We start from the raw sequence: 26,727 nt of genomic DNA on the forward strand, positions 1-26,727 counted from the left end.
AGTGTGCAATTAATTCTTTTTCTACTGATAATCAGTGTAGCCTGCTTCGGCTTACAAATAGAACCATTCGCGTCTTGGGCAAATTGGCACCGAGGGCTGATTTCAGATGGACAATGGTGGCGCATCGTAACAGGAAACTTTACTCACACCAACTATCCTCATCTTGCTATGAATCTTGCCGGTTTATGGATCATGGCGTTTATCTTTAGGCCTAGTGCCCGTTCACTGGCTTTGGTCATATTTGTAACCAGTCTCGCAATTGGTTTCGCCAATTTCACAACACATATGACAAGCTATGTGGGCCTCTCTGGTGTACTTCATGGCATATTTGCCTACTACGCTTTAAACGAAGCGTTAAATGGCCGAAGAAGCAGTTGGTGGCTCGTACTCGGGCTAATAGTAAAGCTTGTTTGGGAATGGACTGTCGGCCCTGCTGCATCAACTCAAGCTCTTATTCAAGCTCATGTCGCAATAGAAGCTCATCTCTTTGGTGCATTAGGGGGAGTTGGATTGGCTATCCTTAGTAAACTGAAAACCAAGTTCTAAACTTTAAACATAAAAAAAGAGCCTATTGGATTAGGCTCTCTGCATTGCTTCAATGAAGTACTTATACCAATCAGCATAAGTCTTTGATCATTCTTGCTGATTAAAATCGCTGATAACGTTGTTGCAGATTTTGTAATTAGAATAACTAGTTAGCGGCAATCTGCGCCTAGTTCTAAGCGGTTTTCCTTGCGCAATTTTCTGACCACTTACTTATCCTGATTGGTATTAATAAAAGATTAAACGATTGGGCGCTGACCGCGATCAATCAATTTCATCAGTACATTATCCGCAGCTTCACCCGCTAGACCAGCCAGTTTAGACGTTAACTTTTTCTTCTCTACATAGTGAATAGCCAGTACGGTTTTCTCTTTACACGCTTCGACAACAAGATCATCTGACGTTTTGATTTCATCCACTAAGCCCAATTTGTGCGCTTGAGTACCAAACCAATGTTCACCTGTTGCTACGCTCTCAAGATCCAATGCTGGGCGACGTTCACGAATGAAGTCTTTAAATAAACCATGCGTTTCTTCAAGCTCTTGCTTAAATTTATCACGCGCTTTATCGGTATTTTCACCAAACATGGTCAGAGTACGCTTGTATTCACCCGCCGTTAATTGCTCATATTCAATATCGTATTTCTTCAGCACTTTGCTGAAGTTAGGTAGCTGAGCAATGACACCAATAGAGCCGACGATAGCAAACGGTGCTGATACAATTTTATCGGCAATACATGCCATCATGTAACCACCACTTGCGGCAACTTTATCCACGGCAATCGTTAAAGGTAGACCTGCTGATTTTATGCGATCCAGTTGTGAAGAGGCCAAACCGTAACCATGAACCATACCGCCACCAGACTCTAAGCGCAGCAGTACTTCATCACCCTCACGCGCAACCGCAAGAATTGCCGTGACTTCCTCTCGTAATGACGCGACTTCTTTCGCATCAATACTGCCTTTAAAATCTAAAACGAATAAGTGAGCTTCACGTTGAGTATCGAGTTCACCCTCTTTTGCCGCTTTTTTAATTTCTTTATCGCGCGCTTTATTTTTCTCTTTTGCACTCTTTTTCTCAGCTTTGTCACGAGCCTTTAAAAAAGCGTCATCATGTAAGTAGTGCTCAAGTTGCTCGACAGTCTCTTTGTGCTGCTCAGTTAAGTTCGTGACTTCTAATTCGCCTTTCGCTGCGCCACTTTTCCCGCCAACACTTTTCACAATTACTAAAACCGCAACCAATGCGATCACTACGGTCACAATCTTGGCCAAAAACAGGCCATAATCTAACAAAAATTCCAATGTGATATCCCCTAATGTCCTAATTGTTGTATTGTAACCACCTTGTCATGAAGACTTAAAGTAAATTACATACTGATATACCCAAATGACTCCAATATGCAGGATTCAGAGTCTGACTACAGACTTTAATTCAAAGAAAACAAAGCAATGCGACAATCATCAATTTCCGCATTGTTTAACGTTGCAGTGGAGCAGGTTACTTGGGTATAACAGCTCAAGATGTATAGATTGCAAAAAAATAAGGAAGCATAGGTGAATTACTCTGTCTCTAACAATACCTTACAAGGTAAAGTTATTTTAGTTACTGGTGCTGGCGCAGGTATCGGTAAACAAGCGGCTCTCTCTTACGCTCAGCATGGCGCTACAGTTATTTTACTCGGCCGAACGGTTAAGAAACTGGAAGCCACTTATGATGAAATTGAAGCAGCTGGCTATCCTGAAGCAGCTATCATCCCTTTAGATATGAAAGGGGCGAGTAAACAAAATTACATTGATATGGTTGAAACGATCGAAGCTCAATTTGGTCGCTTAGATGGTGTTTTACATAATGCAGGACTGCTTGGCGTGATTAGCCCATTTGAGCAAATCGGTGAAGACAGCTACGACGATGTCATGCAAGTTAATGTAAAAGCACAATTTCTACTGTCACAAGCCGCATTACCTTTGCTGAAAAAATCGCCAGACGCTCGTCTTGTCTTTACTTCCTCAACAGTGGGTCATGAGGGCCGTGCTTTTTGGGGCACGTACTCAATATCAAAATTTGCAACAGAAGGCATGATGCAAGTACTGGCTGACGAACTGAGCGACACGACTGTTCGAGTCAATGCGATTAATCCAGGCGGGACTCGTACAGCGATGCGTGCAAGTGCTTTCCCTGCGGAAGATGTTGACCTGTTAAAAACACCACTCGATATCATCCCGCTTTACGTCTATTTGATGGCGGAAGAGGGTAAACAGGTACACGGTCAATGTATTGATGCCCAGCCTCGTTAAGGCTTATTTTTAATTCTTTTTGCTATCAACGCCTTGCTATTTCGCAAGGCGTTTTTTATTGGTTTCTATTGCACTATTCGCTCAATAAATTACACTGTTTAAATATACAGTATAATTGTGTATGAATTGCTCATGTATGAATTGATTGAACAGCTAAAACAGAAACAATGGCTCTGGCAAGGTAAAATGCCTCACGAGCCTCAACATCACTATTCCACAGGCTTTGCCCTACTCGATCAAAAACTCGATGGCGGTTTTCCTAAGCATGGTGTTATTGAACTCCAAACAACATCGGGGATTGGTGAGTTACGTTTATTGTTACCACATTTAACCCAGAATAATGACGGCAGACTTTGTGTGTTCATTCGACCTCCGGGCTATCTTTGTGCCGAAATGCTCGCCACTGAAAAGTTAGATCACAACCAAGTACTGCTTATTTATCCTGATAGCGCCCAACATGCTCTATGGGCTGCTGAACAATGCCTAAAAAGTGGCGCTTGCAGTAATGTAATGCTGTGGCAAACAGAGCTGGAAGTTCACCAAGCAAGACGTTTACAAGTCGCCAGTGAAACCGGAAGCTGCCTACATTTTTTATTTAAGCAACCGCAGCAAAGCTTATTCTCTTTGCCTGTCAATTTAAGCATGACGCTAACCCCTCACCCGCAAGGACTTGAAGTCACGATTACTAAACGTAAAGGCGGTTGGTCTCGAGGTAGTTTTGTGCTCGATATGAGTCAGCGCTGGCCACACCTATCGATTCAAAAACCTGATCCGGTAGTGATCCCTTTCCCTCTGCGAAAACAAGGCTAAATATGACATTGTGGATCTACTTACACTTCCCTGCTTTGCAGTTGGATGCGCTATTTGCTGAACAAAAAACACAAGCAACCGTGATCATTGATAGCAAGCATTTTCAGGTAATACAATGCAATGCCGAAGCAGAACAACAAGGCATACAAATTGGTATGGGCCTTGGCTGTGCGAGCGCACTATGTCATTCGCTACAAGTCCATCCTTATGACGCAAAGCAGGAACAGTTCATCCTCACTGACATTGCTCAATGGCTTTATTTGATCACCTCTGATATTGCACTTTTTCCGCCCCATGGTCTTTTACTTAAAGTCACTAATATGCTCAGCTTATATGGTGGACTAGATGCATACTGGAAAACGCTGCAAACACACCTTAATACATTGAATATTCATTACGGCTACTCTAGTGGGTTCTCACCTTATTCAGCGATGTTGCTAGCAAAATCAGCGGCGAATTTACTGTCACAAGATAAAGAACAAATTATCACCGCTCTTTACCCATACCCGCTACCAGCAACAGAGTTAGAACAAAAACAGGTTGAAGCTCTAGCAAGAGTTGGCGTTCAAAACATCCATGAGTTATTAAGTTTACCAATGCAAGATATCGCTCGTCGTTTTGATATTGATTTGGTTAATTATGTCGGGCGACTAATGGGGCAATTTAAGCATCCGGTGACCTTTTATCACCCTCCTGAAAAATTCAAACATTACTTAGAATTACTCTTTGAAATTGAAAACATCCAATGGCTAGAAAAGCCGTTGATGATACAGCTCAATAAGTTAGAGCTATTTCTAACCTTACGTAATCAGGTCGCTTATGAATTAGAACTAACCTTGCATCAAAGAGATCATACGGATGGGAAAATCAATTTCACTTCTGCCTGTGGAGATTACAAAGCCAGCCAGTGGTGGCGGTTATGTCAACTTACGCTTGAATCCATCAAACTGGAGGCTCCAGTTCAAGGTTTAACCCTAAACATTATTCGTAGTGGGGACTTAGAGTCCACCAGCAATGATATTTTTAACGGTCCTCAAGGGCAGCAAAGTGAACTTGAGTTAATTAGTTTACTGCAAGCAAAAATTGGCAAAGACAAGGTGCATAAAGTCGCCCTTTCAGACGACCCTCGTCCTGAACGCGCAACACAGCTCTGCGACCCGAGCCAAATTATTGCGACTAAGCCCAATCCCCATAGAACACGCCCAGCATTTATTCTGCCGACACCGCAACCCCTGCATGAAACGGTATCTATCGTACAAGGACCAGAACGCTTTGTGACCGGATGGTGGGATGGCGGTGACATCGTGCGCGATTATTTTATTGCACGTAGCCATACAGGTCGTTGGTTGTGGATATTTCGCGATCAAGAAAAACGCTGGTTCCTACATGGCCAATTTAGTTAAGTCTCTGATAACACATACTCCATGAGACAAACTGCACTCTATGACATGCACCTTATAAGATGAAGCTTGTGAAACAGACCCTATGAAATACGCCGAATTATTTTGCCAAACCAATTTCTCTTTTTTGACTGGGGCTTCACACGCTGAAGAACTGATTTTGCAGGCCGATTTTTTACGCTATCACTCTTTGGCGATCACCGATGAGTGCTCTGTCGCAGGAGTGGTTCGGGCGTATACGGCCATTAAAAACCATCAACTCGGTGTCAAGCTAATCATCGGCAGTATGTTTTGGCTTAATTCACAATGCCAAGTGGTTCTCCTTTGCCCCAATCGACAAGCTTATGCTGAGCTGTGTCGAATCATCAGCAATGCACGTCGACGTTCAGAGAAAGGACACTATCAACTTTCTGAATGGGATTTAATGTCTTTACAGCACTGCTTGCTGCTTTGGCTACCCTGCCACCAAGAGAGTGACCAAAAATGGGGGCATTGGCTCCACCAGCATCATGCGCAGCGTTTATGGATTGGTCTACAGCGTCATTTAGGCACTAACGATAGAAACTACGTAGAGCACTGCGAAGCGTTATCACATGAATTACAAATGCCTATCACTGCCTGTGGTGGCGTTCTAATGCACACTGCGACTCGTTTACCGTTACAACATACTTTAACCGCCATTAAGTATGGCAAGAGCATTGATAAAATCGGGGCTCACTTACTGACAAATACCGAACGTACGCTACGCAGTACAGAGAAACTTCGCGCGTTATTTAAACCTCAATGGTTACAAGCAAGTGTAGATATCGCTCAGCAATGTGCTTTTAGCCTAGGTGAATTAAAATATGAATACCCGAGTGAACTGATCCCCAATGGTGAAACACCAATGGGGTACTTACGCCAATTAGTCTCTCAAGGTAAAAAAACTCGGTTTCCTGAGGGGGTACCTGAAAGCATCAATGAGATTATTAATAAAGAGCTCCAGTTAATCGAAGAGCTCCACTACCCTTTTTATTTTTTGACCATTCACGACATTGTGATGTTTGCTAAACAGCAAAAAATTTTGTACCAAGGCCGTGGCTCTGCCGCTAACTCTGTAGTGTGTTACTGCTTAGAAATCACCTCAGTTGATCCAAGGCAAATCTCAGTTTTATTCGAACGATTTATCAGTAAAGAACGTGACGAGCCACCTGATATTGATGTCGATTTTGAGCATGAACGCCGCGAAGAAGTGATTCAATATATCTATCAAAAGTATGGTCGTGAACGGGCCGCCTTAGCGGCAACCGTGATTTCCTATCGCTTCAAAAGTGCGGTGCGGGATGTTGGTAAGGCATTGAGTATTGATGAAGTGCAATTGGATTACTTCATTAAAAACGTTAATCGTCGTGATAGAGCCCTTGGGTGGCAAGCCCAAATTGTTCAGCTCGGCTTACAACCCGATTCACTCAAAGGTGAACAATTCATCGCCTTGGTGAACGATATTATGGGTTTTCCTCGCCACCTCTCACAACATGTTGGAGGGTTTATTATCTCATCCGGCCCTTTGTACGAATTGGTGCCGATTGAAAACGCCTCCATGCCGGATCGTACCGTGATCCAATGGGATAAAGACGACTTGGAAAGCCTTGCACTACTTAAGGTTGATGTTCTGGCCTTAGGAATGCTAACCGCTATTCGAAAATGCTTTAATTTAATCAAAAAACACCATGGTCATACTCTGACAATCGCTGACATTACTCGTCGTCAGGACGATAGCAATGTCTATCGTATGATTCAAAAAGCAGACACCGTCGGCGTCTTCCAAATCGAATCTCGCGCCCAAATGAGTATGCTGCCAAGATTAAAGCCTCGTAGCTATTATGACCTTGTGATTCAAATTGCGATTGTTCGACCGGGCCCAATCCAAGGCGATATGGTGCACCCATTTTTGAAGCGTCGTAATGGTGAAGAACCGATTGATTATCCTTCGGAGGAAGTGAAACAGGTCCTTTCTCGCACTATGGGTGTCCCTATTTTTCAAGAACAAGTAATTAAGCTTGCGATGGTCGCAGCCGGATTTTCAGGAGGAGAAGCCGATCAACTTCGCCGTGCAATGGCGGCTTGGAAAAAGAATGGCGATTTAATTAAATTTAAGTCAAAACTAACCCAGGGGATGTTAGATCGTGGCTACGATATCAGCTTTGCGGAACGCATTTTCGACCAAATATTAGGATTTGGAGAATATGGTTTTCCAGAAAGTCATTCAGCTTCTTTTGCCGTGCTCGCTTATTGCTCTGCTTGGTTGAAATATTATTACCCTGAAGCTTTTTATACTTCGCTTCTCAATAGTCTCCCTATGGGATTCTACAGCGCCTCACAACTGGTACAAGATGCTCAAAGACACGGCGTTACAATATTACCTGTCTGTGTAAATCAATCTTTGTATGAACACCAAGTTATACCAAATCAGGGCAAACTAATGATTCAACTTGGGTTTAAGCAAGTAAAAGGCTTAAGCGCTGATGGGTGCCGACAACTGATTAAAGCTCGAGGCGAAACCGGCTTTACTCACCCAAGTCAAATTAAGCATATCGGCTTAAATCGTCGAGACATTGAGCTACTCGCCTCAGCAAACGCCATGCACGCTATTGCCAACAATCGCTATCAAACTCGCTGGTCAATGATGGACTCACTCTCTGATTTACCTCTATTTCAACACATAGAAGAGCAAGTAAATGAACCTATAGCGATACCAAATTCAGCACAGACATTGCTTGAAGATTACGCAGCAACAGGGCTCTCTCTCTCTCATCACCCAATATCATTACTTGAACAAGCGGGGCAGCTGGGACGATTTACCCGTATGCGTGATTTAGCAACTAAACAACATCAATCCTTAGTGACCGTCGCTGGCGTCGTCACTGGTCGACAATCACCGGGAACAGCCGCTGGTGTCACGTTTTTTACCTTAGAAGATGATACTGGGAATATCAACGTCGTAGTTTGGCAAGCCACAGCTAGAGCCCAAAAACAGGCCTACCTTACCGCAAAAATATTGAAAGTGAGTGGTATTCTTGAGAAAGAAGGAGAGGTCACACATGTCATAGCGGGACGATTGGAAGATATAACCGATAAGCTCACTGGGCTCCAAACCCATTCACGGGATTTCCATTAATTCTAATGAATGGTTCTAGCCCATATATGATAAACAAGATGCGCGATAAGCAAGATGCATGATAAACAAATAGGAGCCTTGGCTCCTATTTGTTTATCATGACGAAAGGTCGTGGTTGTTCGACAGACTATCCGTTTAAGACGCTTCTCAATTGATTTTGAGTTACTTCAACGAGCAAATCTGGCTGGAATTTAGAGATAAAGCGATCACAACCCACTTTTTTAACCATTGCTTCATTAAAACTTCCGCTCAATGAAGTATTCAGTACCACATGCAGATCTTTCAGTTTTGGATCCATTCGAATTTCATGAGTCAGTTTATAGCCATCCATTTCCGGCATTTCGGCATCGGTAATGACCAACAGTAATTCTTCAGTCACATCCTTACCCTCAGCACTCCAAGACTTCAATAAATTCAGCGCCTCAAGACCATCACTGCACTCAATGATATTCAGTCCCAGTTGAGATAAGGTTCCTTTAACTTGCGCGCGAGCCGTTGAAGAGTCATCAACAATCAGTACATTACGGCCAATCATATGGGCACTGAGCATTTCATCCAACACCCCTTCAGAAATCGAGACGTCGTAATCAATAATTTCAGCCAACACTTTTTCAACGTCAATAATCTCGACGATCTGTGTCGTATCACCATCTTTAATCTGGGTAATTGCAGTGAGGTAATTAGAACGTCCAGTCGTCTTTGGCGGTGGCTGAATCTCAGTCCAAGTGGTATTGACAATATTACGCACCTGTCCAACTAAAAAGCCCTGTACGGTACGGTTATATTCGGTAATGATCAGGTTATCTTCTTGCTTCTCTAAACGAGAAGGAGGGAAACCAATCGCACCACGTAAATCAATCACAGGAACTGAATTACCACGTAACGAAGCAACACCAGTAATGTGATAATGCGATCCTGGCAATTTTGTCAACGGCGGTACTTTAATCACTTCTCGCACTTTAAATACGTTAATCGCAAAAAGTTGGCGGCTATTGAGACTAAATAACAGCAATTCCAGACGGTTTTCACCTACAAGGTTAGTACGCTGATCGACCGTATTTAAAACACCCGTCATATAAACTCCCAATTAACCTTTTAATACTATTAAACCAACCGATGTAACATAAAACTAGAAAAGCACCTAGCCTAATGTTTACAAGTAATACATTCTATAGAGCAGCTCCACAATTCATAGTGAATTATGCGGCTCGATAAGCGATAAAAACAACAAAAATCGCAATCTGTTTGATTCTATACCCAAGCAACTTAGGTATAGGAAGAAATAAAACATTTTACGATATTTAGGAAAATAAAAAACGTGGCATAAAGAGAAAAAGAAATAATACCCGTGCTATACCCTAGTAACCTGAGATGCTAGTTTCAGCGAGAATGGCTGGGGTTGTAGACAAGATCCGATTTAAAAATCAAGTTATTCTAAATTGAGGTTCGATAATACCTACCTCCCCCCATTCATTTATCACCGACCAACAACATCAAGTTATTTTGGTATAGGTGTGATAATTGATTAAATTAACCTTCAATCACTTTCATTAACAGTAACCCATCAAAGAGTGCCTGTTTAATCAATGCCGCACCAGGCATGGTCGCTTGTTTGTAAAAACGAGATTCCACCAACTCTAAGTTTTGATGATATACCGGCAAACTCTGCTGTTCGATACAAGTTTGAATCGCTGGATAAAGCACTTCTTTTGCTTGGTTTATTGCCCCACCAATCAAGATTTTTTCTGGGTTAAATAAATTGATGACGATGGAGATCGCCGCTCCCAAATAACGTCCCAACTTCTCAATTACATCAATCGCAAGTGGATCGCCATTAGCAGCCGCTTCACAAATATCTTCAACTGACACATCTTCAAATTCGGCTAACACGGATTGCTCACCATTAGCTAAGCGCTCTGTGACTTCAGTTCGGATCGCTTGAGAACTGGCAACGGTTTCTAAACAACCGATATTTCCACAGTGACAACGCTTACCTTGTGGGTCAATCTGAATATGCCCCAATTCGCCAATATTTCCGTGACGCCCTTGAAGTACACGCCCATCTAAAATAACGCCAGCACCAAGCCCATGGTGGATAGATATCAACACTGAATTTTCGTTATCTTGCGAATGGCCAAATAGCTTCTCAGCCAACGCCCAAGCTCGCGTATCGTTCGCTACAAATACCGGTAACCCTGTCGCTTTATAGATTTCAGGTCCAAGCGCCAAATTTTCCACATTATAGTGTGGCATTTGCAGCACAATACCTTTCTCCGAGTTAACTAAGCCCGGAAGTGTAATCGCGATGCTGGTAACACGATCAAGTTGATCAGCATAAGTCTGAAAAAACTCTTCAATCTCGTACAGCAGACGTGCCAATACATCTTCTTGATCAATTTCATGAATATCAATTTTAGTATCGATCAATACATCGCCACCAAGCTCATGCAATGCGATCGTCAGATAGCCTCGCCCTAATCGCATCGATAAGAACTGCCAGCCCTCATTGTTGACTTGTAGACCAACCGCAGGACGGCCTCGACTCAAAGATTCTTGAACCGTGGTTTCGTGGATCAGGTGTGCTTCGATTAATTCGCGCGTAATCTTAGTGATACTTGCCGGTGCAAGTTCGCTTTCTTTCGACAAATCAATACGGGAAATAGGACCTTTTTGGTCAATGAGTTTATATACACGACCAGCATTGACCTGCTTGATATGATCAATATGGCCAGGATGCGCCATGTACATAGAATGCTCCAACAAACAGTTACCTCTTAATTTTTTTACTTTGCGAAGGAATTGTGAAGCCACTTGGTAGATTGCCGTGACAAGCATCACGTATAAAGCTGATTGTTTGTGTAGTAAGTCAAATTGACAAACGATTAATCGCTTTCTTGCGCGGTTTTTTTGCGCTAACAAAAATGCATAAAAAATGTGCTGCAAGTCCCCTAAAATTTTTCACAGATGTGATTATATAAGGCGGTCTCAATAGACTGGCTCACTCTACCTGCTGTCTAACAACAAGGTTGAACATCCTAGCCATGCTTCTTCAAGGTGACCTGACACTAAAATAAGCAACTAGAAAATCAGGTGTATATCCAAACAACTTGGAGTTATAGCTTCAATATAAAACGGGTATAACAAGCATATTGATGTTGCTTAGATATACTTATTCCAGAGACTTACAAGGAGATTGCTCATGACCGCTGTACAAAGAAGAACAAAAATTGTCACCACGCTTGGCCCCTCAACTGATCAAGAGGGCATTCTCGAAGCGATTATCACAGCTGGCGTAAATGTAGTTCGAATGAATTTCTCTCATGGTACTGCTGAAGATCATATTCGCAGATCAAATCATGTGCGGGAACTGGCCAAAAAATACCAAACTCATATCGCTATTCTTGGTGACTTACAGGGTCCAAAGATACGCGTCTCAACATTCGAAAATGACCGCGTCACTTTAAATGTCGGAGACAGTTTTACTCTTGATGGAGATCTATTGCCGGGGCAAGGAAATCAAACCGCGGTAGGAATAGACTACAAAGATCTGCCGAAAGATGTATCTGAGGGTGATGTACTATTGCTCGATGATGGCCGAGTTCAACTGCAAGTGATGAGTGTTAGCGGTAATCAGGTTCACACTCAAGTGACTATTGGTGGTGTGTTATCCAATAATAAAGGCATCAATAAGAAAGGTGGTGGCCTATCCGCCGATGCATTAACTGAAAAAGATAAACGAGACATCTTACTAGCTGCACAAATTGAAGTTGATTACCTCGCAGTCTCTTTCCCTCGTAATAGTGCTGATATGCACTATGCCCGCCAACTCGCTAAAGAGGCTGGTTTAGACACCAAACTCGTGGCAAAAGTCGAACGCGCCGAGACGGTTGAATCAGAAGCGAATATGGACGATATCATTCTCGCATCAGATGCAGTAATGGTTGCTCGCGGGGATCTGGGTGTCGAGATCGGCGATCCTGAACTTGTTGGCGTACAAAAACAATTGATTCGTCGCGCTAGAGCGCTTAATCGTGCGGTGATTACCGCCACACAGATGATGGAATCGATGATGGATAGCCCAATGCCGACACGGGCGGAAGTGATGGATGTCGCTAATGCGGTGCTCGATGGTACTGATGCAGTGATGCTGTCTGGCGAAACCGCCGCTGGTAAATACCCATTAGAAACAGTTCGTTCCATGGCTGAAGTCTGCTTAGGTGCAGAGCGTATGTCAGCGGCAAATCGTTCTAGCTACCGCCTAGAATCTATCTTTGAATCTGGTGAAGAAACTATCGCAATGTCGACCATGTTTGCGGCCAACCATATGCGTGGTATTAAAGGAATTATCACGTTAACCGAATCCGGGCGCACGGCACTGATGATGTCTCGTATCAGCTCAGGGCTGCCTATTTTTGCGCTCTCAAGAAACGAAACCACCTTAAACCAAACCGCACTGTATCGCGGTGTATTTCCTGCGTTTTTTGATTCCAAAGGAGATACTGGCCTGAGCACAGCAAAAGCGGCCATCGAATCTCTGAAACAACAAGGTATGCTCGATAGCGGAGATACGGTGATTATCACTCAAGGTGATATTATGGACGTCGTTGGTTCGACCAACTGCATGCGTATCCTTACAGCATAGCTAAAATCGCTCCTCAGAAGCTCAAGGAGAGGGGGAAGCTTCTTTTCTTGAGTAATTGCATTAACTTCATCATGAATATGGATACAAAGGCATAGAGAGACTTTCACTGCCTCGACAGAATGTCTCGACAAAACGAAATCCTGCATCCAACCCTAGTTGATAGTCGTGCAATAAATCTTCCTCACTACTCATTAGAGAACTGGATAACAACGGCGTAGCGGGCTTAATTTGAATAATAAAACAGTCATCAGGTGGACGCTGAATAAATCCTTGAGTTAACGCGTAGGTTTGATAATGAACCATCAACATGTCAGCGAGTCCAGAATCAAATTTATCGCCTAACAAGTGACTTAAACGATAGATATCATCTGCACCAAATAACCATCGCCCACCATTTAATAGCTCAAGGTGTTTTTGATCTTTTTTTTCCTGACGTGATTTAAATATCTGTTCGTCGAAAAATCCGTTCCATTCGGTTTTCCATTGAATCAACCGATCCTGGAAACGTTCTTGCATTGTATTAAACGAATGACGAAACCATTCCGAATCTTCGCTATCCGGTAAAATTAGTTCATCTTGACCGATATCCTCACCTTCAGTTCGAATGACGACAATGCAACGCGCACCCTGTCGCCATGCTTGCTGAACCGGGATTGATGCGGATACACCACCATCCACATAAGTCCCATGATCAAATTTAACTTCTTTTTCATACAATCGGGGAATGGCACAAGTGGCGATTAAAACTTTCTTCCAGTCGTGATCCAACATTGGCAAATAGTGATCGATTAAGTGCGTCGTTTCTGTCACCGCAGCAAAAGCTTTACGCTGCCCAAGAACTTGCCGTCCCATATCAACATCTAGCCGGTAGGGAAATTCACAAATTTTATCTAGCGCCCAATCTAAACCGAGATACTGCTTCCTTCGAATATAACGGAATAGATGAAAAAATTCGGGTTTTGTGGTTAATTCTAGAATGAAAGAGCGGCCAATACCTTGTTGGCGACAAAGAAATGCGCCGATGTTTAAAGCGCCAGCTGAAGTGCCGTAAAACTCATCGAAAGGATCGAAATTGGAAAGTAGGAACGCGTCTAATACACCAGAGGTAAAAATGCCTCGTTGTCCGCCACCTTGGGCAACTAACGTATTTTTACCGCCGGTATATTTTGCGAGGTGGTTAATATCCACCAACGACTCAGTGTTAGTGATAGCACCGCTGTTGGGAAACAATATCGCTACCCTATTTTAAGCCGAAATGGCTATGACACCGTAACTGATCAATATAACAAATATAATTGTTACTATTGATAACGCATATTTGAGATCTTGTTCCATAGATACCTCCTCAGTGATAACAAAAAGGTAACAGCCGCACGAAGTATGTTCAAATTGATTAAGCGTTTTATGTCGATTTCTGATGTAAACATCACAGTTGGACTTCACAGCCGATTACCTCTTGATTGGCCGTTATACCTAAATGGACTCGAGGTGCTCGCTTCAATGCGGTTCTATTTAGAATTGATACTTAATCCCCAAGGCGCCACCAACTTCAAGTTCAGGGCCTTTATAGAGGTTTAATTGAGGGTGAACTTGGCCATAGAGCTGCCAACCTTGGCTGAGCTGAAAATCAACGCCCAATGGCAAGCGAACGCCAAAATCATCGTCCCATTCAGCCCAACCACCCAGTCCGACATACCAATTCAAAGGTACTTCACCGTTAAAGTCACCGCGTTTGAAAATGTAATCAAAAGCCGCGCCCTGATTACCAAGAATAAAGCGATACTGACTATCCAGCTCTACAACAACACTTAGCTGTTGATCAACCGCCATACCAACAGCAAGATCCTTAGCGTGATTATTTTGTTGTGATGTATTTTGTTGAGCATTAGCACAACTGCTAATGGTAATGAAAGGCAAACACAAAAGGGGCAATAAAAACGTTTTCACTGTGACTGTCTCCTACTGAAATAGATGGCTTGCGCCTGATCTGATTATTTTATACTCAGCTCGATCAACAGGATGTCAATCAGAGGTTAGCTAGTCGTCATCTTTTCATAACCATTAAAAACAAGCCGCTTGATGATATTAATTATATGCCCAAGCAAGCTCAAATAGCTTGGTATAGTTATAAAAAAAGGAGCCGTAAGGCTCCTTAATATTCTTAAATAGAGAGATTAACCGTTGTTACGGATCCACTCGTCCATTTCAGTTTTTAGGTTGTCAGACTTAGTACCGAAGATAGCCTGAACACCACCAGCTACTACTACAACGCCTGCAGCACCTAGTTTTTTCAGTTTGTCTTGGTCAACAGCAGCAGTATCAGCTACCGCTACACGTAGACGAGTGATACATGCATCTAGACCAGTAATGTTCGCTTTACCACCGAATGCAGCAACAAGCTCACCAGCAAGTTCTGAACCAGTTACAGCAGTAGCAGCATCATCAGCGTCATCTTCACGACCAGGAGTCTTAAGATCAAGCGCTGTGATTACAGTACGGAACACGATGTAGTAAATCGCAGCATAAGCTAGACCACAAGCAACCATCAGACCCATTTTTTGAGCGTGACCTGATAGTACTAGGAAGTCGATCAAACCGTGTGAGAATGAAGTACCGTGTACAAAACCTAGAGTATTCGCTAGTACGTATGCAGAACCTGCTAGTAGAGCGTGAATAGCGTATAGGATTGGAGCTACGAATAGGAATGAGAATTCGATTGGCTCAGTGATACCTGTTAGGAATGAAGTCAAAGCAGCAGATGCCATGATACCCATTACTTTTGCACGGTTTTCTGGTTTAGCACAATGAGCAATTGCAATTGCTGCTGCTGGTAGACCAAACATCTTGAACATGTAACCACCAGCAAGCTGACCGAAGCCGTTGCCTGCAGCACGAGAAGCTTCGTCTGCAACTAGGTAACAAGTAAGAACACCGTTTTGCGTTTCGCCTGCAGCGTTCACACAAGTACCAGCTTCGAAGAAGAATGGTACGTTCCATACGTGGTGAAGACCAAATGGAATTAGTGTACGTTCAACAACACCGTAAATACCGAATGCTAGTTGTGGGTTCTGGTGTGCAGCCCAATCAGAGAATGCAGAGATTGCACCGCCAACAGGAGGCCATACGATAGAAAGAACTACAGCAAGACCGATAGCAGCGAAACCAGTAATAATTGGCACAGCACGCTTACCAGCAAAGAAGCCTAGGTATTCTGGAAGTTGAATTTTGAAGAAACGATTAAATGCCCATGCCGCTACAGCACCAACAAGGATACCACCAAGTACACCTGTGTCGATTTTGTCAACGCCCATAACACCAGCCATAACGCCTAGTGTTGCAGTCATGATGCCGTAACCAACGATAGCAGCAAGACCTGCAACACCATCGTTATTAGTGAAGCCAAGAGCTACACCCACAGCAAATAGCAGAGCCATCTGACCGAATACTGAGCCACCGGCTTGTTCCATTAGGTTTGAAACGATATCTGGAATGAAGCTTAGGTCGGCTGCACCAACACCAAGAAGGATACCCGCAACAGGTAGCACAGATACTGGTAGCATCAGTGACTTACCTACTTTTTGCAGGCTTGCAAAAAGGTTCTTAAACATGTTTATGCTCCTGAATATTTATAAGAATTTGTGGGTTCTAACGGCACACCCCCGTAGCCTAAATGTTAGCACCCAGTGAAAATGTAACCACTTGTAACGTTATATTTTCTACCCCTAAATATATCTTGAGGTGTATCGCAGTTTCTAGTGCGTTATGTCATTTAGTTTCAAACTATTATGTGGATCACACGACAGTTAAGGAAAAAACACCCAAAATATCACCATAAAACATTGATTTTATAGGTATAATTACGCCGCTTCATTAATTTCAGGGCGTAAATAAAATCAGGTGCATTGTTATTTTTCATAACAAACTTACATTTTGAGTGAATTTCCATCAAAAAATAAACAATATCGGTAAACAAGCAATAGCAAACGTTTGTTGACGATCAGAAGCACAAAAAAAAGGAGCCACTGCTCCTTTTTTAAACACTGAAAGAAAAAACTCTTTTTCTATCTCAAAAAAAGATCTTTGAAGTTTTCGCTGGTTTTTTGTCCAACTTCTGATAACGATAAACGTTTAAGTTGTGCAATATAAGCGGCAACCTCAACAACATAAGCAGGCTGGTTTTCCTTACCACGATGCGGAACGGGTGCGAGATAAGGCGAATCCGTTTCGATAAGTAATTTCTCAATCGGTAAAGCTTTCACGACTTCTTTTAATTCCGTTGCTTGTCTAAAAGTAACAATCCCAGAAATCGAAATATAGAAACCCAATTCTATCGCAGCTTCAGCAAAAGCAAGATCCTCAGTAAAGCAATGAATGACGCCGCCACACTTCTCAGCCCCCCCATCACGGAGAATACGTAAGGTATCTTCTCTCGCATTACGGGTATGAATAATCAACGGCTTATTCAGTCCAACCGCCAATTCTACTTGCTGCTTAAAACGAGTCTGTTGGAGATCTTTCGTTTCTGCTTGGTAATGGTAGTCTAAGCCCGTTTCACCAATCGCAACAACACGAGGATGCGCTGCATACTGATGTAATCTTTCTAGAGAAAAATCACTTTCCACGTCAAGAGGATGTACACCACAAGACGCATAAACATTGCTAAAAGGCTCAATCATTTCCATCATATTAGGAAAAGCATCTAAGGTAACACCTACCGATAATAGCTCAGTAACATTGGCCGCTTTCGCTTTCGCCACGACATCAGCAATCCCTTGGTGTAAATCTTGATAATCCAGCTTATCGAGATGGCAATGTGAATCTACAAACATGTTTCACCGTCAAATTTAAATAACCAATCAAGAATCAATAATTCTTTGTTCAATCCAGAATGTTGATTCAGTTGTTCAATCAACCCCGTTAGAGCTTGAGTTTGAGTATAGAGCAACGAGTAATCAAGCACGTTGGCTAATACCGATGCACAAGGGGTTGCATCAGGAAGGCGCATACCAAAATGATATTTTTGCGCATCAGTCAAGCTATACCACAACCATTCAAGTTGCTGACCAGAATCACTTGCGAGATCTTTCGCTAACTTAACCATATCCCCTTGCAGCTTGAGTGAAGCAACAAACTGATCCGTTATCATCTGAAAACGATCAGCATCACCTTGCTCAATAAAAGCGAGAGTGGTTAATGGCGCGTAACCATTAATATGTGCTGCATAAGCAGGCACTGGTTTTGACGTTTGTTCTGCCAACCAGTTCACCAATTGGGTATCTTCCGGAGCTGTTAGATGCCACTGCTGACAACGACTAGTGATAGTCGGTAATAACGAACTCATACCGGTAGCAATAAGAAGAAATAGACACTTCTCTGCAGGTGTCTCTAGGGTTTTTAGCAGCGCATTCGCAGCAGATTCATTCATTGCCTCAGCAGGCTCAATTATGATGATCCGATAACCCGACAACTGAGAAGACTCTTGTGCCAACCGGGTACACTGTCGAATTTGGTCAACCGTAATATTTTTGCCTTCTTTCTCTGGCTTTACGATATGAAAGTCAGGGTGATTGTGTGATTGCATCAACTGACAGCTATGACAAAAACCACAGGCATCAGACGCATAATTACTACACATAACCGCTCGGCTGAACTTTTCAACCAACTGGTCTGCCCCCATCCCTTCTTTCGCAAGCAACAAGGTCGCATTTGAAAAGCGATCCGCTTCCAAAGATAGCTGCCACTGCTGCCATAGTGGCCCAAGCCATGGATAGAGTTTATTCATTTATTGCACTTCCAACCATTGCTGTAAGGCTGTTTTTATATCGAATGCCACTTTCTCAATCGGCTGATTCGCATCAATCGTTATTACCGATTGATCGCTGTTTGCGATCTCTAAATAACGGGCTCTGGTTCGATCAAAAAAACTCATATCCATTTTTTCAATACGATCCAGTTCACCGCGCCCACGTGCTCTTTCTAAACCGATACGAGGATCAATATCTAAATAAAGAGTAAAGTCGGGTTTAAACTCACCTAGAGTCGTATCACGTAAAGCTTGCATCGTTTCACGAGAAAGTTGTCGACCACCACCTTGATAAGCTTGAGAAGACATATCATGGCGATCACCAACAACCCATGTACCGGAATTCAATGCAGGTTTAATTACATTTTCAACCAGTTGAACTCGCGCTGCGTACATTAACAAAAGCTCAGTCATATCCTGTAAGGTTTCACCCTCATGCTCTTGTTTAACCAACTCACGTAGTTTCTCAGCTAACTGAGTACCTCCAGGTTCGCGGGTATGTTGAATCGAATCAATCCCAGCAGATTGCAGAGTATCGAGAACCGCTTGGATTGCGGTGCTTTTTCCTGCCCCTTCAAGGCCTTCAATGACAATAAATTTAGCTTGGCTCATGAGTTATTTATTACTTCTTAATTGTTTTAAGTAAGCACGAACAGCTCGATTGTGTTCGGCCAACGTTTTAGAAAATACGTGTCCACCTTTGCCGCTGGCAACGAAATAGTAGTATTTACTATTTTCTGGGTTTAAGGCCGCCAAAATTGACGCTTCACCGGCCATCGCGATGGGCGTTGGTGGTAGACCTGAAATCGTATACGTATTATATGGGGTTGGGGTACGTAAGTCTTTCTTACGGATATTACCGTCGTACTTATCTCCCATGCCATAAATCACGGTAGGGTCTGTCTGTAAACGCATGCGCTTGTTTAGGCGATTAACAAATACCGAGGCAACACGCTCACGCTCCGACTCTACTGCCGTTTCTTTTTCAATGATTGAAGCTAAGATTAAAGCTTCATAAGGCGTCTTAAGTGGTAGCTTTTCCTGACGCTCTTGCCACGCTTTATCCAGAACTGACTTTAGCTTATCTGATGAACGTTCGAGAATATCGAGATCAGAGGTACCGTTGGTGTAATTAAACGTTTCCGCAAGAAACAACCCCTCTAACTTGTCATGCTCTAGCCCAAGTTGTTTCGCTATTTCGGCTTCAGACATGCCCTTGGTTTTATGCTCAAGATAAGGCGCATTTTCTAAAATTGTTCGCCACTCACTAAAGCGAGATCCCTCAACAAAGGTGAGAGAAAATTGATGCTCTTTACCGGTTTTAAATAAAGTTAAAGCCTGAGTCAGGTTCATCTTAGGCGTAATAAGATATGTGCCCGCTTTTATCTGAGTCAATTCGGGGTGAAAACGACGAACCAGTGGCATAACATCCGTTGTTTCAATTAAATTCTCTGAAACAAGCTGATTCAATACACGAGCAAAACTTGCTCCCGTCTTAATGGTAAAAATTTGTTCTTGAGACAACTTTAAGGGCTGCTGAACAAATTGCTCGACTTGCTTGGTCACATAAAAAAATGCGCCGGCAACAATTGCAGCGAGCAAAACAATCAAAAAAGTGATCTTTTTAATCACGGGAATAACTTCTCCTGAATACGTCCTGTCAACGTTCCAATAGGGAACGTTTGTTTTTCAATTGCCCGAATAGGGGCTGCACCTAACAAAGAGTTGGTTATAAACACTTCGTCAGCACGCAATACTTGGGTTAAATCAAATTGCCCTATTTTTACGACAATACCAGCTTGTTGCGCATATTCCAGCACTCGCTTTCTTGCAACACCTGCAACCCCTGACATCGAAAGATCAGGAGTAAACAACACATCACCTTGTCGCCAAAATAAGTTTGCCATACTGGTCTCAATGACATTCTCATTGAGATCCAATACCACACCGTCTAAAACCCCCACTCTGTCCAAATCAGCTTTCACCATAATTTGTTCAAGTCGGTTGTTGTGCTTATGTCCAGCTAAATGCGGGTTCAAACCCAATTTTACCTGACTCACACCAAGTTCAACGCCATGTTCTCGCCACTGCAAATAATGCATTGGATAGGCAAAGTCGCTAATAGTAACATTAGGAGTGGTTACTTGAGTAGAGCTATAACCTCGCCCCCCCTCTCCTCGGCTGATATGAAGCTTGAGCCCCGCTAATGAATCGGGTTTTGTCGCAACCGTAAGCCATCTTTCAACCTGTTCCCAATCAGGCTCGGGAATCAACAAAGCATTGAGACATGATTGCATTCGTTGTTTGTGGTAATTCCACTGGCAGAGCTTGCCATGAGCTGTCATCAGCGTTGTGAAACAACCATCACCATACTGAAAAGAGCGATCGAGGAGAGAAATTGAATCCGCTGGTTGTCCGTTGAGCCAAAACACAGTTAGTCCCTAAAATAAAAAACGGCTTAATGCCAAAAGCATTAAGCCGTTTTATCAGATCAATGATCGTTTCTCTATTTAAATCTTTTTAAAGATTAGAGAACCATTTGTACCGCCGAATCCAAAAGAGTTACACAAGGCATATTCCATACCATCTACTTTACGTGCAACATTAGGCACTAGATCGATGTCTAAGCCTTCTTCCGGGTTATCTAAGTTGATTGTCGGTGGAACGATTTGATCAACAAGCGACAAAATAGTGATGATAGCTTCAGCAGAACCTGCTGCACCTAAAAGGTGACCAGTCATTGATTTGGTTGAAGAAACCAAAACTTGCTTAGAACCTTCTTCACCTAATGCGCGCTTAATGCCTTTGATCTCAGCGAGATCACCAGCAGGAGTCGAAGTACCATGAGCATTAACATAACCGATCTGTGTTCCAGTTACGCCAGCATCACGCATCGCCGCTTCCATTGCTAGTGCACCGCCTGAACCGTCGCTGCTTGGTGATGTCATGTGATAAGCATCACCTGACATACCGAAACCGACGATTTCAGCATACATTTTTGCGCCACGTGCTTTTGCATGTTCATATTCTTCAAGAACAATGACACCTGCACCGTCACCTAGAACAAAACCGTCACGGTCTTTATCCCAAGGACGAGAAGCTTTTTGTGGTTCATCATTACGCGTTGATAGTGCTTTAGCTGCACCAAAACCAGCCATACCTAGTGGTGTGGATGCTTTCTCTGCGCCACCAGCAACCATAGCTTCTGCATCGCCGTAAGCGATCATTCGTGCAGCATGGCCGATATTATGTAGGCCTGTGGTACACGCTGTAGAGATAGCAAGGTTAGGGCCGCGTAAGCCGCGCATAATAGATAAGTTACCTGCAACCATGTTAACGATAGTTGAAGGAACGAAGAATGGACTTACTTTACGTGGGCCTTTCTCAATCAATGCTGAGTGACCTGTTTCAATAAGGTCTAGACCGCCGATGCCAGAGCCGATCGCCACGCCAATACGTGGGGCATTTTCTTCGTTAATTTCTAAGCCAGAGTCATCTAATGCTTGAATACCAGCAGCGATACCGTATTGGATGAATAGATCCATTTTACGAGCATCTTTCTTAGACATGTACTCTGTGCAGTCAAAATCTTTTATAAGGCCTGCAAAACGAGTGGAAAAATTCGTAGTATCAAAGTGCTCGATATTAACGATACCACTTTGACCTGCTAGCAGGGCTTTCCATGATGATTCAACAGTGTTGCCTACCGGTGACAACATACCCATGCCAGTGACAACAACACGACGCTTGGACACGATTTTATTCTCCGGAAATGAAAGGGTTCTATGAGAGGTATAGAAGAATTAAAAAACGCAGGCGGCCTGATGGCCGCCTGGGGGGATATATTACTGAGCGCTGTTCACGTAGTCGATTGCAGCTTGAACAGTAGTGATCTTCTCAGCTTCTTCATCTGGAATCTCAGTGTCGAATTCTTCTTCTAGAGCCATTACTAGTTCAACAGTGTCTAGAGAATCAGCACCTAGATCATCAACAAATGAAGCTTCGTTTTTAACTTCTGCTTCGTCTACACCTAGCTGTTCAACAATGATTTTCTTTACGCGTTCTTCGATGTTGCTCATTTTTTCTTTTCCTTTACAGATTTCGCTCAATGCGATGATTCCGTAGTTTATTCGAACTATTGAAAGTTGCAAGTGGGACCTTGCTGGTCAAACCACAATTTTAGCGATTTTAACCGAAATTCAATGCATTTTTGACATAAGTCATGCACAAATCTTGTGCATAACTATGACGGTATAATGTCAGTTACTGCAAACAAAATATTCACTCTTACCGAATAAATATAAATATGGCAGCGAACAGACATATTAAACCATATACATGCCACCATTTACATGCAAAGTTTCACCTGTGATGTAAGCAGCTTCTGGTGATGCAAGGAATGCAACTGCCGAAGCGATCTCACGAGGGTCACCTAAACGACCTGCTGGAACGTTTGCTAACGTCGCAGCACGCTGGTCATCATTCAGTGCTTTTGTCATGTCAGTTTCGATAAAACCTGGTGCAACAGTATTAACCGTAACACCACGAGATGCTACTTCACGTGCCATAGATTTAGTAAAACCAATTACGCCAGCTTTCGCTGCTGCATAGTTAGTTTGACCTGCGTTGCCCATAGTACCAACAACAGAACCTACGTTGATGATACGACCTGAACGTTTTTTCATCATGCCACGCAAAACTGCTTTAGACATGCGGAAGATAGGCGTTAGGTTGGTATCAATAATGTCATTCCACTCATCATCTTTCATACGCATTAGTAGATTATCGCGAGTGATACCGGCGTTATTTACTAGGATATCGATTACGCCAAACTCATCATTGATAGTTTTTAGCGTTGCTGCGATAGACTCAACGTCAGTAACGTTCAGCGCTAGACCTTTTCCGTTAGTACCTAGGTACTCACTGATTGCTGCCGCGCCACTTTCAGACGTTGCCGTACCGATAACTGTTGCGCCACGCTCAACAAGAAGTTCAGCGATTGCACGGCCGATACCACGACTTGCACCAGTCACTAGAGCAATTTTGCCTTCTAGATTCATCATTATCTATGTTCCTTTCGATTATTTAGCAGCTTCAAGCGACGCAATGTCGTTCACAGCTGCTGCATCTAGCGTCTTAACAATACGTTTAGTAAGACCAGTCAGTACCTTACCAGGACCAACTTCAAGCAGTTTCTCAACACCTTGTTCACTCATCAGTTGAACACATTCAGTCCAACGTACTGGGCTGTATAGCTGACGAACAAGTGCTGATTTAATTTTCTCTGGCTCAACTTCCGCAATCACGTCAACGTTGTTGATTACTGGGAATTGAGGAGTGTTAAATTCAATTTCTTCTAGCGCAATAGCAAGCTTATCAGCAGCAGGTTTCATTAGAGCGCAATGAGATGGCACTGAAACTGGAAGAGGTAACGCACGTTTAGCACCCGCTTCTTTACATAATACGCCAGCACGCTCTACAGCTGCTTTGCTACCAGCAATAACAACTTGGCCTGGTGAGTTAAAGTTTACTGGAGAAACCACTTCACCTTGCGCTGCTTCTTCACATGCTTTTGCAATTGCAGCATCATCTAAACCGATGATCGCATACATAGCACCAGTACCAGCAGGAACCGCTTCTTGCATCAGTTGACCACGAAGTTCAACTAATTTGATCGCTTGTTGGAAATCGATAACACCAGCACAAACAAGAGCAGAATATTCACCAAGACTATGGCCAGCCAGATTCGCTGGTTGCTCTAAACCAAGCTCTTGCCATACACGCCAAATCGCTACAGACGCAGCGAGTAGTGCCGGTTGAGTACGGAATGTTTGATTCAAATCTTCAACAGGGCCATTTTGCACTAATGCCCATAGGTCGTAACCTAGAACATCAGATGCTTGTGCAAATGTGTTTTTAACAACATCAAACTGTTCACCAAGTTCAGCAAGCATACCGAGAGCTTGAGAACCTTGACCTGGAAATACGATAGCAAACTTGCTCATGTTATTTTCCTTAAAGCAAAGTAAGAAAGTAATAAGATGCCAAAAAGGCACCTTAAATTTGGATCTTGTCGAGGCTAGATTAGAATTTGACTAGCGCAGAACCCCAAGTAAAACCGCCACCAAATGCTTCAAGTAGCAAGGTTTGGCCGCGTTTAATACGCCCATCACGAACCGCTTCGTCTAGCGCAGTAGGAACCGTCGCTGCAGAAGTGTTACCGTGACGATCAAGCGTAATAACCACTTGGTCTAAAGACATTGTCAATTTTTTCGCTGTCGCTGAGATGATGCGGTAGTTTGCTTGGTGAGGCACCAACCAATCCAACTCAGATTTATCCATGTTGTTGGCTTCTAGCGTATCTTTTACGAGTTTAGATAACTGAGTTACCGCCACTTTAAAGACTTCATTGCCTGCCATGTACAACCATTTGTCTGCATCTTGATCCGGACCGCGACCAGGAACTGGCAAGCTAAGTAGATCGCCAAACGCACCATCCGCATTAATATGCGTTGATAGAATACCTGGCTCTTCGCTTGCACCAACAACAACGGCACCCGCTGCATCACCAAACAAAATGATCGTAGAACGATCCGTTGGCTCACATGTTTTAGATAACGCATCAGCGCCAATCACCAACACGTTTTTGCACATACCTGTTTTGATGTGCTGGTCAGCAACAGACAATGCATAAATGAAGCCTGAACATGCTGCAGCTAAATCAAACGCAGGGCAGCCTTTGATACCTAGCATCGCTTGTACCTGACAAGCTGATGATGGGAATGTGTGGCTGCTGCTGGTTGTTGCCACGATAATGAGATCAATATCGTTTTTATCAATGCCCGCCATTTCAATAGCGTTTTTTGCAGCATGGTAACCCATGTCAGCAACGGTCTCATTTTCAGCAGCAATGCGACGTTCTTTAATACCTGTACGAGCAACAATCCACTCGTCAGAAGTCTCTACCATTTTCTCTAAGTCAGCGTTAGTACGCACTTGAGATGGCAAGTAGCTGCCAGTACCTAAAATTTTGCTAAACATGAAGACTAATAATGCCTCTCGAGTAAAACCGCTTCCAAACGATCGCTAATACGGCTGGGTACTTGTCGTTTGACCTCATGTAACGCTTCGCCAATTGCATTCGCGATAGCTGCTACATCAGCACTTCCGTGGCTTTTTATGACAATGCCGCGCAATCCTAACAAACTTGCGCCGTTATACTGGTCGGGGTTCAATGTTTTTAGTTCATTAAATAACCCAGAAAATAGTTTTCTTGCAATCCAACCCTTTATAGATGAGGCCATCATCCTGGCTTTCAACTTCTCTATGAAGAGCTGGGCCGTGCCTTCGCACGCTTTTAAGCAAACATTGCCGACGAAACCGTCACACACTACCACATCTGCAGCATCATGAAGTAACTGGTTACCTTCAATATAGCCGATAAAATTTACAGACTTGGTTTGTGACAACATTTCCGCACAACGCTTTACAAGATCATTACCTTTTATCTCTTCTGCACCAATATTTAATATCGCAACTCGTGGGGGGCGGCCTAAATATTGTTCAACTAATGCACTGCCCATAACGGCAAATTGAAACAAAGAATCAGCATCGCTGGAAACATTAGCGCCAAGATCAAGCATCCAAGTTCGATTGCCTGAAGCCGTTGGCAGCGCCGAAACCAAAGCTGGACGTTCGATGCCAGGTAATAGTTTGAGTCGAAAACGGGAGAGCGCCATCAAAGCGCCGGTATTTCCGCCACTGACACACGCATCAGCTTGCCCATTTGCAACTGAATCTATTGCCATTCCCATCGAAGTGCCATTGCTGTTTCTTAACGCAAGAGAAGGTTTTTCTGAATTGGAAATCACTCGGTCACTGTGTTCAATACTCAAGCGAGTATCTGGCCTATAACCAAGAGAGGATAATTGAGTTGTGATCGAAGTCCGATCACCTATTAGAATGACTTTTAGCTCTGGGAAATACGACAGTGCCTGCACGGCGGCAGGCACTGTAACACGAGGACCGAAATCCCCGCCCATTGCATCAAGCGCAACGGTTATATTTTGCAAAGGTCA

Annotated in this window: 24 protein-coding genes; 6 read left to right on the forward strand and 18 right to left on the reverse strand. The window is 43.3% G+C overall.

Features of this window, described 5'->3' with window-relative positions:
* The first annotated feature begins 3 nt into the window (after positions 1-3).
* Complete coding sequence (rrtA, locus tag DZ860_RS09290; protein WP_120030653.1) at positions 4-546, forward strand: rhombosortase; 543 nt, start codon at positions 4-6, stop codon at positions 544-546.
* Between the two features lie 236 nt (positions 547-782).
* Here rrtA and sohB read toward each other — a convergent pair whose 3' ends face one another.
* Complete coding sequence (sohB, locus tag DZ860_RS09295; RefSeq protein WP_120030654.1) at positions 783-1,844, reverse strand: protease SohB; 1,062 nt, start codon at positions 1,842-1,844, stop codon at positions 783-785.
* A 252-nt stretch (positions 1,845-2,096) separates the two neighbouring features.
* Here sohB and DZ860_RS09300 point away from each other — a divergent pair, with 252 nt between their 5' ends.
* The 4 genes from DZ860_RS09300 to DZ860_RS09315 all read left to right on the forward strand — a co-directional run bounded on the left by DZ860_RS09300 (position 2,097) and on the right by DZ860_RS09315 (position 8,204).
* Complete coding sequence (locus tag DZ860_RS09300; protein ID WP_120030655.1) at positions 2,097-2,837, forward strand: YciK family oxidoreductase; 741 nt, start codon at positions 2,097-2,099, stop codon at positions 2,835-2,837.
* 132 nt (positions 2,838-2,969) lie between these two features.
* Entirely contained in the window at positions 2,970-3,647 is a 678-nt protein-coding gene (gene imuA / locus DZ860_RS09305) for a translesion DNA synthesis-associated protein ImuA (RefSeq protein WP_120030656.1), read from the forward strand.
* A gap of 2 nt (positions 3,648-3,649) precedes the next feature.
* Entirely contained in the window at positions 3,650-5,050 is a 1,401-nt protein-coding gene (locus tag DZ860_RS09310; RefSeq protein ID WP_120030657.1) for a Y-family DNA polymerase, read from the forward strand.
* Positions 5,051-5,132: 82 nt separating this feature from the next.
* Positions 5,133-8,204, forward strand: a complete 3,072-nt coding sequence (locus tag DZ860_RS09315) for an error-prone DNA polymerase (RefSeq protein ID WP_120030658.1) — start codon at positions 5,133-5,135, stop codon at positions 8,202-8,204.
* Positions 8,205-8,331: 127 nt separating this feature from the next.
* Here DZ860_RS09315 and DZ860_RS09320 read toward each other — a convergent pair whose 3' ends face one another.
* Positions 8,332-9,279 (reverse strand): chemotaxis protein CheV, encoded by a 948-nt coding sequence (locus DZ860_RS09320; protein WP_120030659.1) that lies wholly within the window; start codon positions 9,277-9,279, stop codon positions 8,332-8,334.
* A 455-nt stretch (positions 9,280-9,734) separates the two neighbouring features.
* Positions 9,735-10,952 carry a sugar metabolism global transcriptional regulator Mlc gene (mlc, locus tag DZ860_RS09325; protein ID WP_120030701.1) on the reverse strand — a complete coding sequence of 406 codons (1,218 nt, stop codon included), beginning with the start codon at positions 10,950-10,952 and terminating at the stop codon, positions 9,735-9,737.
* A gap of 451 nt (positions 10,953-11,403) precedes the next feature.
* Between mlc and pyk the strand changes: the two genes are divergently transcribed.
* The gene (pyk, locus tag DZ860_RS09330) at positions 11,404-12,846 is read left to right on the forward strand and encodes a pyruvate kinase (RefSeq protein WP_120030660.1); all 1,443 of its coding nucleotides are present in this window, start codon (positions 11,404-11,406) and stop codon (positions 12,844-12,846) included.
* 69 nt (positions 12,847-12,915) lie between these two features.
* Here pyk and DZ860_RS09335 read toward each other — a convergent pair whose 3' ends face one another.
* From DZ860_RS09335 to plsX, 15 genes are all read right to left on the reverse strand, one after another.
* Positions 12,916-14,076, reverse strand: coding sequence for a patatin-like phospholipase family protein (locus tag DZ860_RS09335; protein ID WP_120030661.1), 1,161 nt, complete (start codon positions 14,074-14,076; stop codon positions 12,916-12,918).
* 15 nt (positions 14,077-14,091) lie between these two features.
* Positions 14,092-14,181, reverse strand: a complete 90-nt coding sequence (gene cydH / locus DZ860_RS24910; protein WP_120030662.1) for a cytochrome bd-I oxidase subunit CydH — start codon at positions 14,179-14,181, stop codon at positions 14,092-14,094.
* Positions 14,182-14,358: 177 nt separating this feature from the next.
* A complete protein-coding gene (locus DZ860_RS09345; protein WP_341537392.1) occupies positions 14,359-14,748 on the reverse strand; it encodes a hypothetical protein in 390 nt (129 codons plus the stop codon).
* 272 nt (positions 14,749-15,020) lie between these two features.
* Positions 15,021-16,454, reverse strand: a complete 1,434-nt coding sequence (ptsG, locus tag DZ860_RS09350) for a PTS glucose transporter subunit IIBC (protein WP_120030664.1) — start codon at positions 16,452-16,454, stop codon at positions 15,021-15,023.
* A 453-nt stretch (positions 16,455-16,907) separates the two neighbouring features.
* On the reverse strand, positions 16,908-17,675 hold the full coding sequence (locus DZ860_RS09355; RefSeq protein WP_120030665.1) for a TatD family hydrolase: 768 nt from the start codon (positions 17,673-17,675) through the stop codon (positions 16,908-16,910).
* Positions 17,666-18,628, reverse strand: coding sequence for a DNA polymerase III subunit delta' (locus DZ860_RS09360; protein ID WP_120030666.1), 963 nt, complete (start codon positions 18,626-18,628; stop codon positions 17,666-17,668). Before DZ860_RS09360 ends, DZ860_RS09355 begins: the two co-directional genes overlap by 10 nt.
* Positions 18,629-19,261 (reverse strand): dTMP kinase, encoded by a 633-nt coding sequence (gene tmk / locus DZ860_RS09365; RefSeq protein WP_120030667.1) that lies wholly within the window; start codon positions 19,259-19,261, stop codon positions 18,629-18,631.
* 3 nt (positions 19,262-19,264) lie between these two features.
* Positions 19,265-20,281, reverse strand: a complete 1,017-nt coding sequence (mltG, locus tag DZ860_RS09370; RefSeq protein WP_120030668.1) for an endolytic transglycosylase MltG — start codon at positions 20,279-20,281, stop codon at positions 19,265-19,267.
* Positions 20,278-21,081, reverse strand: a complete 804-nt coding sequence (gene pabC / locus DZ860_RS09375; RefSeq protein ID WP_120030669.1) for an aminodeoxychorismate lyase — start codon at positions 21,079-21,081, stop codon at positions 20,278-20,280. The genes mltG and pabC overlap by 4 nt, the downstream gene beginning before the upstream one ends.
* A 78-nt stretch (positions 21,082-21,159) precedes the next feature.
* The gene (gene fabF, locus DZ860_RS09380; RefSeq protein ID WP_120030670.1) at positions 21,160-22,404 is read right to left on the reverse strand and encodes a beta-ketoacyl-ACP synthase II; all 1,245 of its coding nucleotides are present in this window, start codon (positions 22,402-22,404) and stop codon (positions 21,160-21,162) included.
* A 90-nt stretch (positions 22,405-22,494) separates the two neighbouring features.
* A complete protein-coding gene (gene acpP / locus DZ860_RS09385; protein ID WP_004406112.1) occupies positions 22,495-22,728 on the reverse strand; it encodes an acyl carrier protein in 234 nt (77 codons plus the stop codon).
* Positions 22,729-22,974: 246 nt separating this feature from the next.
* The gene (gene fabG / locus DZ860_RS09390) at positions 22,975-23,709 is read right to left on the reverse strand and encodes a 3-oxoacyl-ACP reductase FabG (RefSeq protein WP_165862881.1); all 735 of its coding nucleotides are present in this window, start codon (positions 23,707-23,709) and stop codon (positions 22,975-22,977) included.
* 21 nt (positions 23,710-23,730) lie between these two features.
* Positions 23,731-24,654: an ACP S-malonyltransferase gene (gene fabD, locus DZ860_RS09395; RefSeq protein WP_120030672.1), complete on the reverse strand. Its 924-nt coding sequence runs from the start codon at positions 24,652-24,654 to the stop codon at positions 23,731-23,733.
* A 79-nt stretch (positions 24,655-24,733) separates the two neighbouring features.
* The gene (locus DZ860_RS09400) at positions 24,734-25,690 is read right to left on the reverse strand and encodes a beta-ketoacyl-ACP synthase III (protein WP_120030673.1); all 957 of its coding nucleotides are present in this window, start codon (positions 25,688-25,690) and stop codon (positions 24,734-24,736) included.
* 5 nt (positions 25,691-25,695) lie between these two features.
* Positions 25,696-26,721: a phosphate acyltransferase PlsX gene (plsX, locus tag DZ860_RS09405; protein WP_120030674.1), complete on the reverse strand. Its 1,026-nt coding sequence runs from the start codon at positions 26,719-26,721 to the stop codon at positions 25,696-25,698.
* Between the last annotated feature and the right edge of the window lie 6 nt (positions 26,722-26,727).

The sequence above is a fragment of the Vibrio sinensis genome (assembly GCF_003605645.1).
Lineage (GTDB): Bacteria > Pseudomonadota > Gammaproteobacteria > Enterobacterales > Vibrionaceae > Vibrio > Vibrio sinensis.

Coding starts and splice junctions, on each gene's coding strand:
- imuA (WP_120030656.1), top strand. CDS start 2,970: ATGTATGAATTGATTGAACAGCTAAAACAGAAACAATGGCTCTGGCAA.
- DZ860_RS09310 (WP_120030657.1), top strand. CDS start 3,650: ATGACATTGTGGATCTACTTACACTTCCCTGCTTTGCAGTTGGATGCG.
- DZ860_RS09315 (WP_120030658.1), top strand. CDS start 5,133: ATGAAATACGCCGAATTATTTTGCCAAACCAATTTCTCTTTTTTGACT.
- DZ860_RS09320 (WP_120030659.1), bottom strand. CDS start 9,279: ATGACGGGTGTTTTAAATACGGTCGATCAGCGTACTAACCTTGTAGGT.
- mlc (WP_120030701.1), bottom strand. CDS start 10,952: ATGTACATGGCGCATCCTGGCCATATTGATCATATCAAGCAGGTCAAT.
- pyk (WP_120030660.1), top strand. CDS start 11,404: ATGACCGCTGTACAAAGAAGAACAAAAATTGTCACCACGCTTGGCCCC.
- cydH (WP_120030662.1), bottom strand. CDS start 14,181: ATGGAACAAGATCTCAAATATGCGTTATCAATAGTAACAATTATATTT.
- ptsG (WP_120030664.1), bottom strand. CDS start 16,454: ATGTTTAAGAACCTTTTTGCAAGCCTGCAAAAAGTAGGTAAGTCACTG.
- DZ860_RS09355 (WP_120030665.1), bottom strand. CDS start 17,675: ATGTTTGTAGATTCACATTGCCATCTCGATAAGCTGGATTATCAAGAT.
- DZ860_RS09360 (WP_120030666.1), bottom strand. CDS start 18,628: ATGAATAAACTCTATCCATGGCTTGGGCCACTATGGCAGCAGTGGCAG.
- tmk (WP_120030667.1), bottom strand. CDS start 19,261: ATGAGCCAAGCTAAATTTATTGTCATTGAAGGCCTTGAAGGGGCAGGA.
- acpP (WP_004406112.1), bottom strand. CDS start 22,728: ATGAGCAACATCGAAGAACGCGTAAAGAAAATCATTGTTGAACAGCTA.
- fabG (WP_165862881.1), bottom strand. CDS start 23,709: ATGAATCTAGAAGGCAAAATTGCTCTAGTGACTGGTGCAAGTCGTGGT.
- fabD (WP_120030672.1), bottom strand. CDS start 24,654: ATGAGCAAGTTTGCTATCGTATTTCCAGGTCAAGGTTCTCAAGCTCTC.
- DZ860_RS09400 (WP_120030673.1), bottom strand. CDS start 25,690: ATGTTTAGCAAAATTTTAGGTACTGGCAGCTACTTGCCATCTCAAGTG.